5 protein-coding genes are annotated in these 18,090 nt (G+C 35.2%); 2 read left to right on the forward strand and 3 right to left on the reverse strand.

Annotation, left to right across the window (positions count from 1 at the left end; all coding sequences use genetic code 11):
• The 3 genes from DMB71_RS22000 to DMB71_RS16855 all read right to left on the reverse strand — a co-directional run.
• The coding region (locus tag DMB71_RS22000) for a beta strand repeat-containing protein (RefSeq protein WP_394336384.1) at positions 1-2,103 on the reverse strand (2,103 nt) is incomplete at its 3' end.
• Between the two features lie 426 nt (positions 2,104-2,529).
• Positions 2,530-6,384 (reverse strand): T9SS sorting signal type C domain-containing protein, encoded by a 3,855-nt coding sequence (locus DMB71_RS16850; protein WP_111368076.1) that lies wholly within the window; start codon positions 6,382-6,384, stop codon positions 2,530-2,532.
• 149 nt (positions 6,385-6,533) lie between these two features.
• Complete coding sequence (locus DMB71_RS16855) at positions 6,534-12,647, reverse strand: GEVED domain-containing protein (protein ID WP_111368078.1); 6,114 nt, start codon at positions 12,645-12,647, stop codon at positions 6,534-6,536.
• Positions 12,648-12,931: 284 nt separating this feature from the next.
• Between DMB71_RS16855 and DMB71_RS16860 the strand changes: the two genes are divergently transcribed.
• Together DMB71_RS16860 and DMB71_RS16865 are read left to right on the forward strand one after the other, a co-directional pair.
• A complete protein-coding gene (locus DMB71_RS16860) occupies positions 12,932-13,414 on the forward strand; it encodes a regulatory protein RecX (RefSeq protein ID WP_111368079.1) in 483 nt (160 codons plus the stop codon).
• Positions 13,415-13,807: 393 nt separating this feature from the next.
• The gene (locus DMB71_RS16865; RefSeq protein WP_111368081.1) at positions 13,808-18,088 is read left to right on the forward strand and encodes an Ig-like domain-containing protein; all 4,281 of its coding nucleotides are present in this window, start codon (positions 13,808-13,810) and stop codon (positions 18,086-18,088) included.
• Positions 18,089-18,090: the final 2 nt, after the last annotated feature.

Genomic DNA, 18,090 nt, shown 5'->3' on the forward strand with positions numbered 1-18,090 from the left:
ACTGGCGTTCCACGTAATGCTGTAGTTTGTCGGAGAATTGGTTGTTGCCGTGTAAGGCAATGTGGTACTCTGCAAGTTTGAACTTGTGCAAACAGCCGTAGTAGCACTTAATGTTATTGTTGGCAAAGGATTTACTGTTACAGTAAAATTATTTGCTGTAGACACACATCCAGTTGCATTTTTTACTGTTAAAGTTCCTGTATATGTTCCAACAGCAGTTCCAGCAGGAACAGCAATACTGATCGGGCTAGATCCTAGCGTAGCATTTGAAACTGGTAAAAAAGTATTTGTCGGACTGGCATTCCAAGTTATACTGTAAGTTGTTGGAGAATTTGTTGTGGCGCTATAACTCAAATTTGACGTTTGAGCCGAAGCGTTAACACAAACTTGTGTTGCTGTACCAAGGGTAATGGTTGGTGGTCCACTCACAGTAACTGTAAAATTATTTGTTGTAGACGTGCATCCAGCAGCATTTTTTACTGTTAAAGTTCCCGTATATGTTCCTGCTGCTGTATTTGCTGGTATTGCAATATTAATTGGGCTCGCGGGTAAAGCTGCATTTGAAATAGGCAAAAAAGTATTTGTCGGACTGGCATTCCATGTAATACTGTAGGTCGTTGGGGAGCTAGTAACTGCAGTATAAGGAAGTGTTGTATTCTGAGCACTTGAACTTGTACACACGGCCGTAGTACTAGCCAATGTAATTGTCGGTAATGGATTTACAACAACTGTAAAATTGTTTGTCCCAGATACACATCCAGCATTACTAACAGTAAGTGTCCCTGTATATGTCCCAGCAGCAGTTCCTGCTGGAATTGCAATAGTAATAGGACTTGCTGGTAAAGTTGCATTTGAAACTGGCAAAAAAGTATTGGCAGGACTTGCATTCCACGTAATGCTGTAGTTTGTTGGAGAATTTGTCGTTCCAGTATAACTCAAATTAGTTGTTTGTGCACTTGCACTTGTACATACCGCATTAGCTGTTCCTAGAGTAATTGTTGGCTGAGCTGTTATATTTATTTGGGTTGACAAACCTATTGAAGAGGTACAATCTACCGATGTTAAAGAGTCAACGACAATATTACTATTTCCTGGATTAGTAAATCCAGTAGCCGTAAAAGTTCCCGATCCTGCCGTGGTAACAGTCATTATTGCTGTCAAATTATTACCCACAGGACTACTTCTATGATAGGTCACTGTATATGTTCCCACTGGTAAATTGGCAGGGGTACTTAACAATTGCACTTGAGAGCTACTTCCAATAGACGTACAAACATTTGTTGCCGAAATTGATGTTACGCTATAGGTTTTACAGGTATAGGTAATATTAACTTGTCCTCTTGCGCCACTTCCTCCATTTTGTAAAGTAGAAGCACTTATCGCTCCGCCACCACCACCTCCGTATATACTTCCTGGATTTCCTGGATTTGTTGCCAATACTACTGTACTTCTTGCGGCGCCTCCTGCACCTCCTAAACCAGCACCAAAGTTACCTCCATTTCCTCCAGCACCAGAAGTAAGAAGTAAACCCAATAAGGCACTTCCACCTGGACCTCCATCCGCACCATTAGCAGTAGCAAGGTTTCCAATGGCCCCAGTACCTCCAGCTCCGCCGGTTGGATTAGAGTTTGTTGCAATATTAGCATTTCCTCCCTGACCTCCAGGCGCATTGAAAGAACTTGTAAATCCTGTTATGCTTGATGCTCCTCCCGGAGCCCCATTATCAGTTCCTCCAGAAGCAGTTGCCCCAACTACGACATTCAAACTTGAGAGTCCTGTTGTTGTAATTGTTCCTCTTGCGTAAGCCCCTCCGCCTCCGCCTCCGCCACTTCTTCCTGAACCTCCTCCTGCTAAGGCAGCACCTCCAGCTCCCCCTGCACCCCATGCTTCTACAGTAACAACATCCATCCCTGCAGGAAGAGGAAGAGAACCACTAGTTGTAATTGGATGTACAATTTGTGCTTCAGAAGTCGTATAAAAAATTGAGAAAAATAAAATAAGAAGAAATTTAAATCTCAAATTGAAATTAAGCGGTTTCTCCACATAAGTTACTAAAGTTGAAAAGCTGAAGAGATTCAGCACAGTAAGTATTTTTTTTTTCATCTTGTGGCATTTTAGTAATTGAAAAATAAATTCAAACTCAACAAGATTAATTGTAAAATCGAGTAATACAGAATAAAAACGAGCACTCCAGTTTTACAATCAATCGAAGGCAGATAAAATGGCAGTTATTGAAGTGTGATTTTGAAGAAAAAAATAATTGCAAGGCTTATAGAAACATTTAATCGATTTAATATGCATTTTATCGATTAAACTTTACTACAAGGTACGATTTTATTTACATTGAAATTGTAGTTATAATATTAAACTATAATTTTAACATGTTTATGTCAAAAAACACACAAAATAAGAAAAAACTGTTAAAACACAAATAAACCACACATAATCAACTATTTATGCAAATATTTTGATAAAAAAATCCTTTTGTAAAAATTACAAAAGGATTATGAAGTCATTTCATTACATTATTTAAAAAATCACTTTTTTTGAAGTTGATTTGCCATTTTCAAAAATGACTTTTACTACTAAAACCTCATGAGGAGAAAACAAATTTTGAACAGCCATCTTTCTAGTTTCAAGCTTGTCTCTCTTGTACAATTCATTTCCAGAAATATCAAATATTCTTACTACTTTAATATTTTCATCAAATGACTCAATATTTATGACTTGATTTTTGACATATATCATAATGCTTTTAGAATCCTCTTCAAGAGCTGCATTTCCTAAAGTTTTGTTAGCATAAACTATTGAAAATCGATTATTAAAAGTTCCCACTTCAGAATCAAATTGATATGGTCTTTCAGAAAGATTATGAATTTTGTTTAAAGTTTTATCCACTAAAAAAATATCTATTTGATTAAACAACTCATCCTGATGATCTATCTCTAAATTCAAAGTGGTTTTAACATTCGTTTTATATCCTAAACTAAAAAAGTCGCTTTCTATCCAAGGCATAGCTTTTCCTTGAATAGTTAGTTTTTTATTTTCTAAAATACTATAAAAATCAATCTCTTGACTTGAACCGAAAGATACAGCATCATAATAATCTAATGAGTTTGAAGCTTCTTTGGCATAACCCAATAGGATTTGCTTTAAAGCATTTTTTCCATTATGAAGATTCAGCCAAAATCGAAGTTTGTCATTTCCTTTTTCAGGTTGAGCACTATTGCTTGGTCTAAAAAATGAACTGTTATGAGTTTTAATTCTCATACTATTGTTAAATTGAATAAAGCCTTCTCCTTTGCTTTGTACAAAAAAGCCTTGCCCAGAAGCTATTATGCCATCTGGCGTAGTAGTATAATTTTCCGAATTTAAAGAAGAACTTATTCCAACTCCACCTAAAAGGTTATATACAACACAATCATCTGCTGAATATTTTCCATTGGAAGGAGGCGTGCTGTGTGTCCAAAAATAAAGAGCTCCATAGATTTTTGAAGCATTTGATTTTATAAAAAGATCTGCATTTATTGCAGAAGGATACGGATTTCCGATGAGATAAAAACCGTCCGCAACTTTAAATTCTGCGTCTATTTTACCATTATTCGGGATACCCTTAAAAGTTCCCTCAAACATTTGCCGCTCTGTAATAGAATAATTTTGCGGTGCCCTAATGCAGTAACCTTGCCCTGGGGTCATTATCATCGTTCCGTTATAACTTATAACCCAATTAGAAATTGGGTCATGCCAATAGTATTTATCTCCAAGAGTGTTGGGCGAAAAATCTGCCATTGTCTGCTTATCAACCGGTGAAGACCAATACGTCATATCATAGCGAATTACCGGCTTTGTTTTTCTTTTTAAATGAATAATCCCAGTATTTACTATTTCATCATCTGACTGATATAAACTAGCCGAATCTTCCAAAATCAAAGTTCCAGCCCCCGTGTATCCAAACTCTATCGAAAGAGCATTTTTCTCTAGCAAGGTTACTGTTTTGCCATTATCAATATAGCACCCGCAAACAGCAGCAGTAGTTAACTGCGGGAAATTTTCTTTGAAATAGACATCTTTTCCTGCAGAAGGAAAACCATTTGACCATGAGATTCCATTCCAAACTGTAGTATTCACGCAAAGTTTTAAACGAGCAATTCTATGTTTCGAAATACCAGAAACCGAATTAAAATTACCTCCAATGAGTAATCTATAATCGTTAGTAAATTTCATCTCAAAAAGTGTATTGTTTAGAGGTGCAATGAAGGAATTATCAATAGCTCCTGTAGACATTAATCTAACAAGTCTAGAAGATGCGGTATTTTTATATGTTCCCGAGAAAGAACCTCCAACCAAAATTCGGTCATCGGGCTGTATTAAAATAGAACGAACATCTCCTTTACTAAAACCTGTTCCAGATTCAAATGTTGCATCAAGACTTCCGTTGCTATTCAGCCTAAGTATTCTTTTTTGAGAAATCCCATCAAAAGTTAAAAATGAACCTCCAACAATAATCTTTTGATCCGATTGAAGTGCTATTGCATAAACATATTTATCAAAACCATTTTGGATATCAAAACTAGAATCAATACTCCCATCAGGATTTAAACGAACCAAACCTGAAAAAGACTGTCCATTAAACGTTTTAAAATGCCCTCCAAGAAGAATTTTCCCATCAGGTTGTATAACAATTGCATCAATAATACCATCAGCTCCCAAGCCAATATTAAAGCTAATGTCTTTTGATCCATCGGGAAGAAGTCTAACAATCCCATTAGCATTTAAATTTGATCCATTGTATTTTGTGAACGCTCCTACAGCGAGTATTTTCTGATCAGGCTGAATAGCAAGTCTGTAAACTTGTCCATTAAATCCCTCACCAATATTAAAGGAATTATCTATTTCTCCATTTGAAAAAATCCTAACAATTCTATTACCAATTACATCATTATATTTTGTAAAATTTCCTCCAATAATAACTTTGCCATCAGCTTGTAAAATTGCTGTCTTTACTACGTTATTTGCTCCAGATTTTCCAGAATTAAAAGATGCATCAATAGAACCATCTTCTAAAAGACAAGTCAATTTAGAAACTGCTATTCCATTAAATTTATTAAAATTACCTCCAACAATTATTTTCTGATTTAGAAGAGGCAAAATACTCAAAACAGAATTATCAAAACCAATACCTGAAGACAAATAGCCAATATCATGTTCTCCATCACTGTTAATTTTAGCTAATCGCCCTTGATTTTGTCCGTTAAAAACAGAAAAAGAACCTCCAATAAACCACGAATCTTCTTCATCAAATTCTAAACATAAAACAGATGCAGAAGCAGGTCCTGAACCAATATCAAAATCTGATTTTAAGGTTCCATCTGCGTTAAGAAAGACTAATCTATTAACTTCACTATTATTATAAAATCCGGTAAAAGATCCGCCTACCATTAAATTTCCGTATGAATCCATTTTGAGCGTTTGGACTCCTTCTTTACTAAAACCAGAGCCTGTTTGGAAACTTTCATCTTTCGTTCCATCAGTATTCAAACGAATAAGGCGATTGGCTACAATATCATTAAAAGTGGTAAAATTTCCCCCTAAAATGATTTTTTTATCAGGTTGCACCACAATGGCATTAACATCATCATTGAAACCCGTACCACAATTAAAAGCCGAGTCGAAACTTCCGTTACTATTTAGACGTACAATTCTATTGGCTGAAACTCCATTAAATGTGATAAAATTTCCCGTAAGAATTATTTTTTCATCGTCAGTTATTTTCGCATGTGTTATATTTAAAGCTGAACCCGAGCCCGTCAAAAAAGAAGTATCCAGAATTCCATTTGGAAACAAACGCGCTACTCTATTTACAGTAGAATTTGCATATTTTGTAAAACTTCCAACAATTATTATTTTCCCATCTGACTGCATTGCGATATCATAAACAATTCCTGTTGTTGCTCCTATCGTGGTATTAAAAGTAGAATCATAAGACCCATCTGGGTTTAAGCGAATCAGTCTTCCAGCATTAATTCCGTTGTACATTGTAAAATTCCCACCCAAAATAACTTTCCCGTCTGGCTGTAGATAGGATGCATAAATTTTCCCATTAAAACCTGTGCCCGTATTAAAACTTTCATCAATAGTGCCATTGGGATTTAAACGAGTAAGATAAGAAACTGGAGATCCGTGTAAACTTAGGTAATCGCCACCAACAATCAAACTGCCGTTACTCTGCATGAGGAGAGTTCGTACAGCCCCATCAAATCCGTCTCCGTTTTGTCCGTCATCAAATACATTAAATGACTGGTCAATTTTTCCCTGTTGTGCTAAAAGGCTTGAATCTGGCGAAAATAAAAATAGGGTTAGGCAATAGAATAAATTTCTAATCAAAACAATGCAATTAAAGTTAATATTGTAAGAATTAAGCTAAAATTACAAAGTTGCAATAAAGCACACAATACCAAGATTTAGGGATATTTTTGTGCATAAAAAAGCCCATTCTTTTAAGGAATGGGCTTATAAATATTTTGATAAATTATTTATAGATTAGAAAAAATAGCTTTCTTAGTAAAAGTATGACCATTTTCTAAGGTTATTTTTACCAATAGTACCTGATCTGTAGAATGCAAGTTTTTAATTTGCAATTCCGAAGCATTTACTTTACTATTAGTATATAATAACTGCGCTCCAACGTTATAAACATTTACTTCTTTTATTGTTTCTTTAGATGAAGTAATATTTACAGTTTTGTCTTTAACAGAAACTAAAACTGTATTTTCAAGATTTTCAAATTCACCTGTACCTAAAGTTTTGTTTGTATAACGAAGAGAAAAACGAGTTGCATTTGTTTCTGCCGCACTAAAGAAAGTATAATTTTCTTTTCTTAAATCTATTACTTTGCCTGTTACTTTGTCTTCTAAATATACAGCTTGAGTATTAAAAAATCCGTCTGTGTGATCAATAGAAATCGTGAAGTTACGATCTCCCTTATCATCAACACCGCTTCTATATCCTAAAGGAATTACTTCTGTATTATCAAAAGGAAGTGCTCGACCTTGAACTGTTAGTTTTTGGTTCTCGTTAAGCGTATAAAAATCAATATAAGAGTTGCTTCCCATTGTAACCGCGTCATAATCCACATCAATACCGTTAGTTGCACCTTCAATATAACCAACTAATATCTGTTTAAAAGCTCCTTGCGAATTAGCAATATTCAGCCAAAGACGATTTTTTTCAATTTTACTGGTTTTAGCTGTTTTATAAAATTGGGTATTCTCTGAACTTCCCTTACGGAATTCATTTTTAAATTTAATTGCAGTTCCAGGTGGTATTGCGAAGAAAGCTTGACCTGCGCCAATGTAACCCTTAAATTCATCTGCACCAGTAACAACGTCATTATTTACTCGTACCGAACCTGTTCCGTTAAAAACAACAAAATCTGAGCTTAGGTATTTAAAACTATTTGTTCCCGAATCAAATTGAGGAGGCTGGTTATGCGTCCAAAAATATAATGAACCTAGTTTATCTTTATTCTCTAGCATTAACTCACCGGCATCTACTGGAGAAGGATAAGGGTTACCAATCAAATTAAATTTATTGGGCTGTACATTAAATGAAACATCTCCATTGTTTGGCACCCCAACAAATACACCTTCAAATATTTGAGGAGTTACCAAATCAAAATTTTGTGGTCCTCTGATACTATAACCATTTCCTTTTACCATTTCTTCTGTTCCATTACTAATTAGTGTCCATTTTTCCGTTGTAGAATTGAATTTATGATATTTATCCCAAAGTGTGTTTGGTGATAAATCATGTAATGTAAAAATTGGCGAACGAGTTACTGGCGAAGACCAATAAACAACATCATAACGGCGCATACTAACCTTTCTTTTATAAGAAATATTACCAGTGTTTACTGCACTTGCTCCCTGTAATAAGCTTGATCCACTTTCAAATGTCAATTTACCATTACTTGATATTCCGTTTGTAATAGTCAAAGTCATTTCAGACGGAATAATTACATCAGGATCTGTTGCCCCATTTGGAACATTAATATTTAAAGAACATGCAGTTATATTTGGTTTAGCGGCAGAAAAAGGCTGACTTGGTACAACTGACGAAATCGTTACGCTTTTACTTCCGTCGGGTTCTCCATTTGACCATCCTGAACCATTCCATGTTGTATTTGAAGTAATGTCATCTATCTTAACAGTAACCGAACTTGAAGTACAATTTACATCATTTGTAACTGTAAAGTAATACGTTCCTACTACTAAATCTTGAATAGGAAGAGTAGAACTTGTGCCAGAAAATGATCTCGGCAAAGTAGTCGTTCCTGTCTGATTAATCGTCCAATTTCCTGATAAACCTGTCAGAGTTATGCTTCCAAAACTACCGCAGGATACATCATTGTTTTTTGTAATTGATGGTGCTGAAGACACTTGTTTTACAGTTATGGTTCCTGTTGCTGAAATGTTTCCGCAACCACTGATCAAAGTAACTGTATAGTTAAATGGACTACCTACTTCTGTAGTAGGAGTTCCGCTAATTGTAATTACATTTCCTGCCCAACCTCCAGTAACTCCAGCAGGTAAACCTGAAAATGTTGCACCTGTAGCTCCTGTTGTAGCGTAGGTTATATCTGAGATTGCAGTATTAGCACACACTGTTTGCGAATCTGTACCTGCTGCTGAACTTAACGTTATGGTATTGTTTGGGTTTACTGTTAAGGATTTTGTAGCAGTACTAGAACATGACCCATTTGTAACAGTATAGCCAACCGTTACTGTTCCCGAAGCTATTCCTGTAACAACACCCCCCGAAGTAATACTTGCATTACCCGTAATATTTGTGATCGACCACGTTCCACCAGTAGTACTATTCGTAAAAGCAGGAGTCGTAGTTCCGATACAAACCGAACTAGCACCACCACCTATCGCTGCAACTGTTGGCAATGCAGCAGTTGTTACTGAAACAACATTAGATGCGACAGCATAAACACCACAAGAATAAATCGGATAAACTCTATAATAATATGTTGTATTAGGCAAAAGACCTGTTACTGCAAAAGAAGAGACATCTCCAACATCTTTACCATTAAAACCAGTAACAAAAGGACTAAAAGTATTAGAAGTAGAAACATCTAATAAGTAAGTACTTGCACCCGGTACTTTATTCCAGTTAGCAGTAAAACCATTACATACTGTTAGAGTAGCTGCTGTAGCAGTCACTTTTCCTGTTGTTATACTTCCTATTGATGAATAAACAGAAGAACAACTTCCGCTTTTTACTAATGCACGATAATAAGTTGTAACGTTAACATTAGAAACTGTTAAACTAGTTGTTGTATTTGCTATTGCTATACCAGCAGTAGCAAAGTTATCAGTTGATGACTCCCATTGCACTACATTACCGACATTACCTGTTAATGTGAAAGTTGTACCACTTGAAGCTGCACATCCAGAAATACTTCCTGATATTGTTCCGCCAACACTTGTAGGATTTACTGTTATACTACCAGTAGCTGTAATAGTTCCACATCCACCTGTCAAAGTAACCGTATAGTTATATGCACTTGCCTGACTTACCGTTGGAATTCCGCTTATGGTCACTACATTTCCTGACCAACTTCCTGTAACTCCTGTTGGAAGACCTGAAAACGTCGCTCCGGTTGCTCCTGTTGTATTATACTTAATATCTGTAATCGCAGTATTAATACATACAGTCTGTGCATTTGTATTTGCAGCAGAACTTAATGATATTGTATTGTTTGGATTGACAGTAACTGTTAACGTAAAAGGTACACCTGAACAACTTCCTGTAATTGGAGTGACAGTGTAAGTTGCTGTTTGAGCTGTTAATGTAGTATTTGTTAATGTTCCTGTTATAGAAGATGCTGCAACCGTATTTGCTGCCCCACCAGTTAAACCTCCAGTAACGGTTGGTGCTGTCCATGTATATGTTGTACTACCCGGAATTGTTCCGTTTGTACCGTTTGCTGGTGTTACCGTGAAAGCCACTCCAGTACATGTTGAATATGTCATTGGAGTAATTGTTGCTGATGTTACATCTACCATAACTGGTGTTGATGCAACGGTAGTATTAGACCCACAAGTTACTAAAGCACGATAATATGTTTTTACTGTTTGAGAAGTGGTAAATGTTGAATTTGATCCTGTTGTATCAAGAAAATCAATTGACAAATCATCTATACTATGTCTATCATTTTCTCCTCCAGTACGTGCAGAAAACTTAAATTTCCATGATGATTTGTCTGCAGCGCTATAACCTGGCAAGAAAAGGTCTGAGACTACAGTTACGCCTGCAATCACAAGAGATAATTTTGCATTGGCATCAACTCTTAAAACAACATCTCGATAAGATGCATTTCTTAAGGCAACTGCATTAATAGCAGAAGTAAAATATCTAACATTATTGTATAAGACCCTTACACGTCCACCGCTCGTAACACCTTCATTATCATAAGTGTCAAATTGAATTATAATACCATCTCCTTCACCATTTTCTCCTCCTCCAGCACCTGCCACTACATTACTGCCATAACTAAAACTCATACCATCTGCTCCTGCTCCTCCCGTAGTTGTACCCCAAATTCTATATTTAAAAGTAGCTGTAAAAGCATTGATGTTACTATTTGTTGGCTTACTAATAAAGAATCCACTATTATGTCCGCTAAGACTAGTATCAGTTAAGATCAACTCAGTTCCGTTAATAATACAGTCACCACCTGCAAGTGAAATATCACCACTTGTTGTGTTTGCTGCTTGTGGAGTAGAAAAGTTACTATAGAAATAATTAGTCGATGTTGGTGTTGCATTTGTCCAATTGGTACCATCTGTAGACTTTTGCCAAACATAATTTGAACCATCAACAAATGTACTTCCTAAAGACAATGTAAAAGGTGAACTAGGACAAACCGATGAAGATGATGATACAGTGGTACTTGAAGTTGGATTTCCTGAACAAGAATTCAGAAGAGTAACTGTATATTCCTCAATCTGTCCCGCACTACCACTTGCAACACAAGGACCACCAGAATAACCTCCCATTCTCGCTACGATTCGCATTTTAATATTTCCTGCTACTGCTGTTGACGGAATTTGTAAATAAACAGATGTTATAGCACCATCTGCCCCTGTTGAGTTATTAATAGTTCCTATTGTATAACTTTCATTCGAGTCTGTGAAAACACCATTGTTATTCCAATCAAAATAGGCTGTATAATAACCGTTTGTATATCCAGTTGTATTTCCTTTTACTGTTAATACATAGAACTGATCCTTAACTAATGTAGTAGGCGTATCTGAAGTAAAGTCTTCATAAGCTGGGCTTGTTGTAAGATTGGAACTCGTTTTGTCTAACGTATTTAGTATGACCTCTGTAATTGGATTAACACTTGTAAAATAAGCGCATGTAACATTTAATATTCCAGTTGCTGAACTCCCAAAATAAGTAGTGTTTTTATTTGTAGCCAAAGATGCTGAACTACCCCAAGAAGAAGCTGTAGGAGCAGTTGTTGTCCCATAAGTTAGAGAAGCAGCAGTATGATTTTGGGTGCCTAAATTTGCGCTTGCTCCCGAGTTAATAACCAAAGAATTTGCAATAGTAGTTGCATTTGTAAAACTTTTTGCTCCCGTTCCAGCTAATGTCAAATTATAGAAATTTGAAACATTAAAAGATTGATTATTATTATTACCGTTTAGAGTTACTGTTGCTGTTCCAGGAGTAAATGTTCCAGCATTCGTAAAATTTCCTGTAATCGTAAGATTGTTATTTCCACTAGCTAAACCTCCTCCTGTAATTGATAAATTACCATTTACTGTCAATCCAGTGCCTAATGTAGTAGTTCCTGAGCTAACAGTTAGATTGTTAAATGTTGTAAATATTGTTGAAGGTAAAGTATTTGTAGCTGTTAATTGAACTGTACCTGAGCCCGAAGTAAAAGTATTTGAACCACTGCTATTTGCGAGATCAAAACCTTGACAAATAAGTAATCCCCCATTTGTCATATTTAAAGCTCCTCTTCTATTATTAGCACCACTTTCCCCCAAAGTTACAATACCATTTACAGTAAGTTGACTTGTAGATCCAGAATATGATAAAGTTGAAGTATTATTATTCACAGGAGAAATAAATAATGATGCACAAGTAAATGTTCCATTAACCGTTACATTATGATTTGAAACTATAGAAACATTGTCTACTGGACTTGGAGGTCCTCCAGTTGTACGGTAAGTCTGTGTTGTATTGTTTGATGATGCATTTGCTGTCAAGGTTAAACTTGTATTGCTCGCTATAGATGCAACAGTACCGATTGCTGCTCCTCCTTGAGTGGTTATAACTGAACCAATTGACAACTGTGTTAAAAAAAGTGTTGAGACTCCTGTAACAGTATTTGAAGTTGTTGAGGAAGTAATGGTTCCTGTTCTATTGATTGAAGCATTAACCCAAGTTCCTGCCGCGCTCCAATTTCCAGTGGCATTACTTGTTCTATTTTGAGAAAAAGTCATTTGTAAAGCCACAAAAAACATCCCAACACAAAGCAATCCTAAACTTGGCGTAAAAGATCTTTTGAATAAAGACTTATAGGAAATAAAAAATAAAAACGAGTAAAGTAATTTTCTCATCATATGTTAGTAGGTATTTGTTTTAAATTTGTTTTTGGTTTGCTAAAAAGCAAAAAATGGCAATCTATTTTCAAAAAAATAAATATTCATTTGGGTATTTTAATGGAAACTTAAATGTTAAATTCTTGATTTTTACCAGAATATCACGACTGTTAAAATTCCGTACAAAAATATTTAAATTAGCCTAATACACAAGGTTATAATTTATTTCTTTTGATAATATATTAACAAATTTTAGAATTAATTTATAACCTATTGACTAAAACTTCATTTAAACGTTAAAATGCATGAAAAAGCCGACGAACAGCACTTTTACCATCAAAGAAGCTTTACAAAAATTAGAACATTTTTGTGCTTATCAAGAACGCTGTCATGATGAAGTAGTTTCAAAATTGTATAGTTTAAAAATGACACCTGATGAGATTGACAGTATTGTCGTACAACTTATTGAAGGAAATTTTCTAAACGAAACCCGTTTTGCATGTAGCTTCGCCAGAGGCAAACACAGAATCAAGCATTGGGGCAAAATTAGAATCACGAATGAACTTAAAGCAAGAAACATTTCGTCAACGAATATTACCTTGGCTTTAAAAGAAATTTCTTCTGAAGAATATTTCGAAACTTTCGAAAACCTAGCAGAAAGATGTTGGAGAAGCATTTCTGAAACTAACCAACTCAAAAAACGTAAAAAATTCTGCGACTATATGTTACGAAGAGGCTATGAAAGCAATTTAGTTTATGAAAAAGTTAAAGAACTAGAAGAAAACTAAATTCCCTTTTCTTAAAAAGAGCCATTTATCTTTTTCAAACCTTTTCGATTTTTGCCCAAAAATCGTCAAAAAATTACCTGATAAATCAAATAACTTTTGGCTATAAAATATTCCGTTTTTTTCGGAATTTATAGCAACTTAGACGTTTTTCAGTCTAAAACTTCAAAAAACAGTCCTAAAAAAATCAATTTAGTACTATTATTCCTGCAATAATGTTATTTTTTTTATAAGAATACTTCTCTAACATTAAAATTTTTAATGTCTTCATCGAGTATTTTTTTTGTTCATCGATTATATCGGGGTTCGCAAAACCACGCTCAGTTTCAGCTCGTACCTTTATATATATTCTGAAGTCCTATTCCAGTATAACAAATTGATAAAAAAAAATTTAACATGAAAAAAACTCTACTTTTATTCTTATTATTGCCTTTTTTTGGATTTGCTCAAACTGATTTAGTAAAATGGGATGCGACAAATTCTGGCAATAGATATGCTCCTGTTCCAATAGTAGGAACAATTAACGCTTCTGATTTATCAGCAACGGTAACTAATACATATACCACCAGTGGTGGAAATACTTTTTTTTTTAGTAGCGGGTGGCCAACATCTGCAAGCAAGGGTGGCCAATATGATCCGACAAAGTATATACAATTTTCTCTGGGACCTAAAACAGGAAACAAGGTAAATTTAAGCACATTCACTTTTGAATGTAAATCTCCAGGTTCTCAAAAATATACAATTAAATATTCCAAGCAATCTGATTTCTCATCTGGTGTTTTTAATCTTCTTACAGCAACAGCACCTACAAGTAATTGGATACAATACACATTGAATTTTTCTGAAGAAATAAACCCTGTTTTACCTACTGAAAAAGTTTATGTTAGAATTTACGCCTATTACACTAATAACGAGTTCCAAATTAGAACTGGAAGTGGAAGTGGGACTATTGTACCTACCATCAATGGTGAAGTACTAAGCTTTGATGCTACTAAAATATTAGCTATCAATGATTACGTTACCACTACAAAAGATGTAGCAGTGAATGTAAATCCGCTAAACAATGACGTAAACAAAGCCAACGTAAACACTTTGGTTATTTCTACACCACCATCTGCTACCGAAGGAACTGCGATAATTAATCCTGATAAGACTATAACTTTTAATCCCGCTGCGGGATTTATTGGCACTTCTGTCTTCAACTACACCATCTCAAATGCAACGGAAACATCTACAGGAACCATAAAAGTAACCGTAAATCAAGACACAACAGACTTTCTATCACTTTGGGATGGAGCCGATGACACTTTCAATCCCGTAACCAAACAATATGTGGACCCAAACTCTCCAATTATAAAAGCGGGCACAAACATAAATTTAGATTATACATTTCAAAACCAAAATAATGCGTTTTTTCAAACTAGCGGCTGGCCTCCTTCTCCTAGTAACCCTAATGTTGCAGATAAATCAGACGAAACGAAGTACATTCAATTTAAAATCACACCCGATTCTCAACACAAATTAAATCTTAAACAATTCAATTTCACTTACCGAGGAAAGAATCAAAAGTTTCTTGTAAAGTATTCTAAGAATCCAGATTTTACCAGTGGTGCGCAGATTTTAATTCCAGACAGCAATACTGCCTCATCATGGACATCATTAACTAATAATATAGCACCGGGCTTAAACACCATATCGCCTGGAGAAACATTGTACATTAGATTTTATGTTTATGCAAACAATACTCCTAATAGTTCTTTTGATTTAAAAAATGGAAACGGAAGTCCAGAAGGCCCAGTAATCACAGGAACAATCCAAGATGTTTTTACCTTAACAGCAAAGAATGATATTGTTTCAACTCCATCAAATCAGGCTATAACAATCCCTATTTTAGATAATGATGTTATTGGCGGCTATCCCTTAGAAGCCATAACGGTAACACAACCTAGCAATGGTACTGTAACTGTAAACGGTCTTAACAATATCACGTTTACGCCTGCAGCAAATTTTACTGGATCTGCAACATTTACATACACTCTTAAAAATACCAATTCTAATTATTCTTCCGCTACTGTAACTATTAATGCTACAGCACCTGTTTGTAATCCAGGTGACCAAATTAAATACGGAGATAATAAATGGATAGGATATGTCTACAAAACAACAACTTTGCCACCATCTGGAAGCCCTGCAGATCCAAATCCTGCAACGCCTACTACCATTCCGATTTCGAACATGACTTATATTGGGCAAGTTGAAGAAAACAAACTATTTAATCGCGATGTTGTACAAGGAACTGTTACTGGGTTAAATCCGCAATTGTGTGAAACTCCTTCAGACTATTTCTTTGTTCGTTATAAAATGAAAGCCAAAGTTGATGTAACAGGCACATACAATATTACTGTTGGAGGTGATGATTATTATCGTTTGTATTTAACTACTGGCTCTACTACAAAGAAAATAATTGATCAGTGGTCTGATGTAAATTATTCTCAAAAGGCAGTAAATATGGCATTGACAGCTGGCGTAGAATATACTTTTGACTTAGAATATTACGAAAAAACAACTGATTCAAGAATACAGTTCTCTATGGGGTTAATAGCGGGAAGCAATACTGCACCTTATCCATTTGGAGACAATTTATGGAAAGTTTACGGATTTACTACCGCTGATAGTGGCAATAATTTTACAATTCCACAAAATAGCTACGCTGGATATTATAGTGTTAACCCGGTAAATATTAATACAACAGATTCATTTGCTCTTGCAGAATCACCTTCTTTTGATCCGGCTAAATCTGGCTGGCAAGGTGCCCCTGTTCCACAAGATTACTTCACTCTGGTTTATAAAAGACAAGGTTTTCCTTGCGGAACTTATCAAATACAAATTACAAACTGCGATGACCAAGTGCAAATTTTCATTGATGATGAAAATGCCGCAACTCCAGTTTACACTTCACCAGGAAACATTAATGATAATGCGCCTGTAAACAATGTATTAACCAGTCCTAGAGTTTTAGGCAAAAATTCTAAAGTCGAAATTCGCTTAAAAGACTACAAACAAAGTGCAAGACTAAATTTAAATTTTATTAAAACCCAAACAAACTATAATGGCGTAGCTACTCCAAATGGAAGTTCGTTATTAATCAGTTCAAATACAGCATTAGCGGCAGACCTTACAATTTGCTCTTGCACAATAAACGACAAAGTTACTTTGACGGTTCCAAAAGACATAACTTTAACTGTTGATGAAGATATAAATGTTCTTGGAGAAGGAAAACTGCTGATTTTAGACGGAGGATCATTACTTCAAACCTCGACTGCCAAAAACATGTTTACAGGAAATGCAAAATCTTTTGAAATACAAAGAACAACCAGTGTTGTTCGTTTCGACGTAACATACTGGTCATCACCTGTAGTCGGTTTGTCTATGCATGATTTATCTCCGGAAACTCTGTTTGACAAATACCATTACTGGAATGCAACTACCACAAAATGGGTTCCTAGCAACTATGGTATAAAAATAATGGATCCTGGATACGGATACAGTATTAGAGCTCCACAAACATACGACCTTACTACGCCAAGCAATTTTACTGCGAAATTCATAGGAGTTCCAAATAATGGAAACGTCCCAGTCCAAATTGTAAGCGGAAAATTTAATTTATTAGGTAATCCTTACCCTTCAGCTATTGATGCAGAAAAGTTCATTCAAGACAATGGAGATGTTGGCCCTTTATACTTCTGGTCACATAATACGCCACCGAAAATAATTGCAGGAACCAACACATTTACCTATGATAGTGCTGATTTTGCTGTTTTCACATTAATGGGACAAACACAACCATCGCCAAAAGGACAAGTTTCAAACGGCTATATTGCTACTGGACAAGGATTTTTTACTTTGCCAAATGTAAACACTGTTTTATTTACAAACGAACAAAGAGTTAAAGCCAAAAACACCACATTCTTTAAGACAACTGAAAAAACAAGTCAAATTGAAAAAAATCGTTTGTGGCTAAACTTAACCAATTCTGATGGTGCATTCAAGCAAATGCTTATTGGATACGCAACGGGAGCAACCAATAATTTAGATTATAATTATGATGCCCCAACTATGGGAAGCAACTCTTATATTGATTTTTATAGTATAAACGAGGCTAAAAATTTAACTGTTCAAGGCCGTGCCCTACCTTTTGATAATTCTGACATTGTCCCGATTGGTTACAAAAGCAGTGTTGAAGGCAATCTTACAATCTCAATTGATCATGCTGACGGATTCTTCAATACTCAGGCGGTTTATCTAGAAGACAAAACCACAGGCACTATAACTGATTTACGTACATCTAATTACACTTTTAAAACAGCTATTGGAACTTTTGCTGATCGTTTTGTGTTGCGTTACACAAATAAAACATTAGGAACAGATGATTTCGAAAATATAAAAGATGGACTTTTAGTCACTGTAAAATCAAAAGTAATAAATGTCACCAGCGGAACTGAAAACATTAATGAAGTGAAAATCTATACAATTGGTGGACAATTACTTTACAGCAAAAACAAAATCGAAGCAAAAGAATTAGAGGTTGCAAACTTACATTCTAGCAATCAGGTTTTATTGGTAAAAGTAATTCTTGAAAATGATCACGCACTTACAAAGAAAATCATATTTAATTAATA

Source organism: Flavobacterium tistrianum (assembly GCF_003254545.1).
Taxonomy (GTDB): Bacteria; Bacteroidota; Bacteroidia; order Flavobacteriales; family Flavobacteriaceae; genus Flavobacterium; species Flavobacterium tistrianum.

What these genes read in the sequence shown, in the direction of transcription:
- DMB71_RS16860 (WP_111368079.1), top strand. Translation starts at nt 12,932, where the DNA reads ATGAAAAAGCCGACGAACAGCACTTTTACCATCAAAGAAGCTTTACAA.
- DMB71_RS16855 (WP_111368078.1), bottom strand. Translation starts at nt 12,647, where the DNA reads ATGATGAGAAAATTACTTTACTCGTTTTTATTTTTTATTTCCTATAAG.
- DMB71_RS16865 (WP_111368081.1), top strand. Translation starts at nt 13,808, where the DNA reads ATGAAAAAAACTCTACTTTTATTCTTATTATTGCCTTTTTTTGGATTT.